Raw genomic sequence first — 5,014 nt, 5'->3', positions numbered from 1 at the left:
CCCCGCCAAGCCGGCCACCGGCCTGCCCACACAGCACCCGAACCGCCGGGAACGTCACGCTCCGCGTGACGTTCCCGAAAACCAGAGCAAATCCCCCTACGAACAACCCCAGCCAGGGTTGACGAAACAGATAGGGGCACCCCCCTGACCTGCAGTTTCCCTCCGAGCAGTACGAATACCCACCGGCTCGGCCCGTAGTGGCCCGTCCCGGCCCGCCTCAGACCATGTAAGCCCGCCGCCGTGTTCCCGCGAGAACACGACACGGGAACCGCGAACGCCCAGTGTCCTGACCAGCCCGTACCGCTCCCAGGCTCCACGAGCCCGCGTCGGCCGCCAGGTTGACCGAAAGCTGCCGCGCCTCAAGTAGACGGGCAGGCGAATGAAACCGGTGAACATCCACACGACCAGGGCGACCGTCACAGCGACCTGGGCAGCGGGCAGCACTAAACCGTGCTTGAGGGAGCCTCCGAGAACGGGGAGGGCGAAGGATGTCGGCGAGCGGCTCGCGGGCGGAGCCGCCCCGGAGTCAGCACTCGGGCTTGGGGGGCCGCTGCATCAGCGCGGCCGCGGCCTCGTCGAGGGTGACCTTGTCGTTGAGCAGGGCGGAGATCACTTCCGTGATCGGCATCTCGACGCCGTGGGCGCGGGCCAGGTCGAGGACCGCTTCGGCGGACTTGACGCCCTCGGTGGTCTGCTGGGTGGCTGTCGTCGTCTCCTCAACGCTCAGGCCGTGACCGAGATGGACGCCAAAGGTGCGGTTGCGGGCAAGCGGGGAGGTGCAGCTGGCCACCAGGTCGCCCAGGCCGGACAGACCGGCGAGGGTGGCCGGGTGAGCGCCCATGGCTGTGGCCAGTCGGGTGGTCTCGGCCAGCCCGCGGGTGATGAGCAGGGCCGACGCATTGTCGCCCAGACGCATGCCCGAGGCGATGCCGACAGCCAGGGCGATGATGTTCTTCACCGCGCCGCCCAGCTCGCAGCCGATTACGTCGGTGCTGGTGTAGGGCCGGAAGTAGGGTGTGTGGCACGCCTGCTGGAAGCGGCGCGCGGCTTCCTCGTCGGGGCAGGCGACGGTCGCGGCGGCGGGCTGGCCGTCCATGATCTCGGGAGCGAGGTTCGGCCCCGACAACACCGCGACCCGGTCCGCGCTCACACCGGTCACCTCGGTGATGACCTGGCTGGCCCGCAGCCCAGTGTCCCGCTCGATGCCCTTCATCAGCGACACGATCACGGTGTCGGGCCCTATATGCGGCATCCACACTGCGAGGTTGGCCCGCAGGGTCTGCGCGGGGATGGACAGCACGAGGTAGTCAGCGCCGTCCAAGGCCACAGCCGGATCGGTCGTGGCCGTCAGGGAGGCGGGTAGCTCGATGTCCGGGAAGTAGGCCGGATTGCGGTGGCGGGTGTTGATCGCGTCGGCGATCTCGCTGCGGCGGGCGTGCACGATCACATCGGTGCCGGCGTCGGCCATGATCTTGGCAACGGCGGTGCCCCAGGACCCGGCTGAGAACACCGCCGCACGGGCGGAACGGTGCTGGCTCACTGGGGGTCCTCTCGCCGGGGGCGGGGCCGTCATCGGGGCGTCGGCCGGATCGGGCCATGGTATCGGCTGTGCCGGGCGCGGCCGGGGACATTGCCAGGTGGACGCAGCAGACCCGACCATCCGCGTCCAGGCGGACAGTCGGGGCCACGCCCGGGGAGTCACGAGCGATGTCCCAGGCTCCTTGCACCGGCGTCGTGAGGTCTGCCCGGTCGTGCCACAGCTGCCTAGTACGGCTGCAGGCCGACGAGCTTGGCGAGGAAGCGGGCGTTCGCGGTGACGTCGTGGTCGAGGACCACACTGTGGTGCGGCAGGGCCGCCAGCCGGTGAGCCACCTCGTGCCGCGACTCGTTGATGCCGCCACCGTCGACCCGTGCCAACTCGAAGATGTCGGGGTAACGGTCCTCTGTCGCTCCGCTCATGAAGTCGTCGTCCGACAGTCCGCGGACCTCATCTGTCACGGCCGGAGTGGCCTTGGCGTCGACCCGCGGGAACACCAGCGCCGCAGCCTCGCCGCTGGTGGCCAGCGGCACACCGAACCAATGGCCGAACTGGTCAGGGAACACCTGAGCCTTCAGCTCCTTGCCGTTCTCCCACAGCGGCTTGCGACGGCCGCCGCGGAGAGCGTCCGTCACTCGCTGGTCCTGCGTCGGGTGCAAGGACTCCCCGCCCTGCAGCCGCTCCCGCGCGATCTCGAACCAGCCGAGCGCATCGAGGAGGCCGAGGCCGAGCGCGGCTGCCGACGGCCACGGCAGCACGTCCACACTCTCGGCGTCGTTGGGCCGCACGAACACGCGGTCATTGGCCAGCAGCCCCCACCTGTGCTGACTGGCCAGCGCGAGCGCCGTGGTGGTCTTGCCCGCGCCTTTCTGGCCGAACGTCAGGACCGTACGGCCGCCCTGGACGACGGCGGAGGCATGCAGGATCGCCCAACCGTCGCGGAGCAGCATTCCGCGCATGACCTCGCGGGCGAGGCGGGCCGTCGCCGTGGCGACGGGCTCGGTATCACGTCCGAAGATCATCAGGTTTGCCCCGGCCGGCTCGGACCGGTAGGCGAGTGCCTCCTCCGGGGAGACGGCCCGGATGACCCCGGCCGTCTCGTCACGGGCTACGAGGGTCTGCGCCTTGGCGTAGACGGTGCTCGTGTGCGGAGCCTGCGTCACCGCGAGGGAGGCATCCGCGTACACGTCCGGGTCGACCTCGGCGAGGACGACCGGGCCCGCGCAGATACTCTCCGGCGGCACCTCGGCCGCCTTCCACCACGGCCCGAAGTACCGGGCCGACCAGTCGGTGACGGCGCGGTCGGCGGAGACGACAGTCACCGCGGCGCCGGCGGACTCCAGGCGGACGGCATGGCTGGTCATCTAGTTCCTCCCAGAGGGAAACGGTTGAGTGGGGATACCGCGCAAGTCGCTGTAGACGGCGCGGAGCTTGATACGGGCGGCTTCCAACTGCCTTGCCTCAACGGCGTCCAGCGGAGGCAGGCACGGCAGGGGGTGGCCCCGGGTGAAGCGCAACGGGATTCCGAGGCAGCCGTCCCCGTATGCGGCGGACAGCTGGGTCACGCCGTCCTCGACGCCGAGAGCCAGGCGCAGCGCGGCCATGACGGCCCCGGCCGGCCCGTACCGGGTGCGGGCGATCCCGGCATTGATCCGTCCGGGGCGCGCGGCGAGCTCGTCGCGTACCTGCTGGAGAGGGACGGGGACGGGCAGTCCGTTGACGGTGGTCGAGGAGGCGCACACCACGGCAGCGTCACCGTGCTCGCCGATCACGTGGCCGTGCACCGCGCGCACCGGTACGGCAAGCAGCCGGGCCAGAGTGAGGCGGTAGCGGGCCGTGTCGAGGCTGGAGCCGATACCGAACACGCGAGGGCAGCCGGAGGCCTCGGCGAACAGCCGAGTCATGAGATCGACAGGGTTGGTGACCACCAGCACCGTGCCCGCATACGCCTGGAGCTGCGCGGCGAGGGCGCGGATGACGGACGCGTTCGCCAGCGCGCCGCCCATGCGTACATCGGTCGTCCGGGTGTTGGTGAAAGAGGCCCGGACCGCGATGACGACGGCCGCGCAGTCGCGTAGCTCGGCCACGGTCGCCGGGGCCGGCCACACCGGTGAGCCGTAGGCGGCGCGCATGTCGTCAAGGTCGTCCGCGAGGGCGGCGGCCTGCCCAGGCGTGCGGGAAGCGATCAGGAGTCGGGCGCACAGCCCGGCGGCCACCAGGGCGCCGCCGACGGCCTGTCCGACCGCCCCGGTGCCGATCACGCCGACGGCCGGCACTGCGGGTGTCATGAGGCCACTGTCAGGGCGTGAGCGAGGGCCAGGTCCCACGCGCCCCACCTTGCCGTCTGGTCGGCGAGGGCCGCGCTCACCTCCTCGACGAGCGAGCACACCGACACGGCCCGGTCGACGAGCGCCGTCCCGAGGGCGGGCAGCGGCAGGTCACGAACGCCTCCTTAAGGCTGCTCGTTGTCCGTGAACACAGAAGCTCCGGCCGCCCGTCGGGGGAGGCGGGCGGCCGAAGCGGTCATCGCCGCCGGCTCGTCACCTCACAGGCCGGCGGAAGCGCTGCGGGGTGGGCGATCGCCACGAGCTCGCCGGTGTCCTCCAGGTGGGAGCAGATGACCGGGAGCGCCCGGCAGCTCAGGGCGAGGTCTTCCATGTGGACGGCGGCCGTACGGGCGCCTGGTCCCGGTCCCTGGTCGAGCGTGGTCCGCACCCGAGCGAGGAGCCACCGTGCCGTTTTCCGGTTGGTGGTGTCGTGGCACGTGGCGGCGATCGCCGCCTCCATGTCGGGGACCAGACGCTCGACGTGCTCGCGCAGGCGGACGGTAAGGGGGTCGACTCGGTCCCGGACCGGGACACTGGGCGGCATTCGGCCCGTCAGCTCCAGCGCCTCACTCCAGTCACGCCGCATCCGCTCGGCGTCGACCGTCGGAACCTCACTCACCGCTGCTTGCCTCCCACTTGAGCGGGGCGACTTTCGGCCTCCCGGGCGCAGCCGGCCGAAGTCGACAAGACCAGCGACCGCCTCGGCACTGCACAGGTTGCCAGGGCCGTCCATCGGCACCGACCAGTAGGAGCGGGCCATCGGATGCCGTGCGTCACGGCTTGGGTGCGGCACTCCGACGTAGGTGTCCCGGCCGAAGCACTCCGTTCCCGGCTTGTCCCAGCGCCGGCAGGCGCTCGCAGGCACGAGGCAGTAGAACCAGGCGGCGGCTTGGTCGGCAAAGACCGGGCCGCCGCACAGGGCACCGGTCAGGTACTCGCTGACGCCCTCGCGGTCCTTGGTGCCGGCCGCGGCGTACACGATCGGGGCCGGGACGCGGATCGCGGTGAACAGGCCGCCGCAGCGCAGGACGGCAATGCCCTGCTCCTCCCATTCCTCGCAAGCCTTCGCCCGATCCTTCGCGGAGCACAGGAGCCAGTGTGATACAGACAGGTCGCGGTCGGTCCGCAGGTGCACCAGCGCTCCCGAGCC

At 71.1% G+C, this 5,014-nt stretch carries 4 protein-coding genes; all 4 read right to left on the bottom strand.

The features are described 5' to 3' along the window. Positions 1 to 526 precede the first annotated feature (526 nt). The gene (locus RH94_RS25715) at positions 527 to 1,573 is read right to left on the bottom strand and encodes an NAD(P)H-dependent glycerol-3-phosphate dehydrogenase (RefSeq protein WP_199881057.1); all 1,047 of its coding nucleotides are present in this window, start codon (positions 1,571 to 1,573) and stop codon (positions 527 to 529) included. 191 nt (positions 1,574 to 1,764) lie between these two features. After that, complete coding sequence (locus RH94_RS25710) at positions 1,765 to 2,901, bottom strand: phosphoenolpyruvate carboxykinase (ATP) (RefSeq protein WP_073950363.1); 1,137 nt, start codon at positions 2,899 to 2,901, stop codon at positions 1,765 to 1,767. Beyond that, entirely contained in the window at positions 2,902 to 3,825 is a 924-nt protein-coding gene (locus RH94_RS25705) for a lactate/malate family dehydrogenase (protein ID WP_073950361.1), read from the bottom strand. It abuts the gene before it with no gap. A gap of 235 nt (positions 3,826 to 4,060) precedes the next feature. Further along, the coding region (locus tag RH94_RS25700; RefSeq protein ID WP_234426051.1) for a DUF6415 family natural product biosynthesis protein at positions 4,061 to 5,014 on the bottom strand (954 nt) is incomplete at its 5' end.

The organism is Streptomyces kebangsaanensis (assembly GCF_001906585.1).
Classification (GTDB): domain Bacteria; phylum Actinomycetota; class Actinomycetes; order Streptomycetales; family Streptomycetaceae; genus Streptomyces; species Streptomyces kebangsaanensis.
Note: the sequence above shows the minus strand (reverse complement) of the source record. Positions and strands in the feature narration are given on the sequence as shown.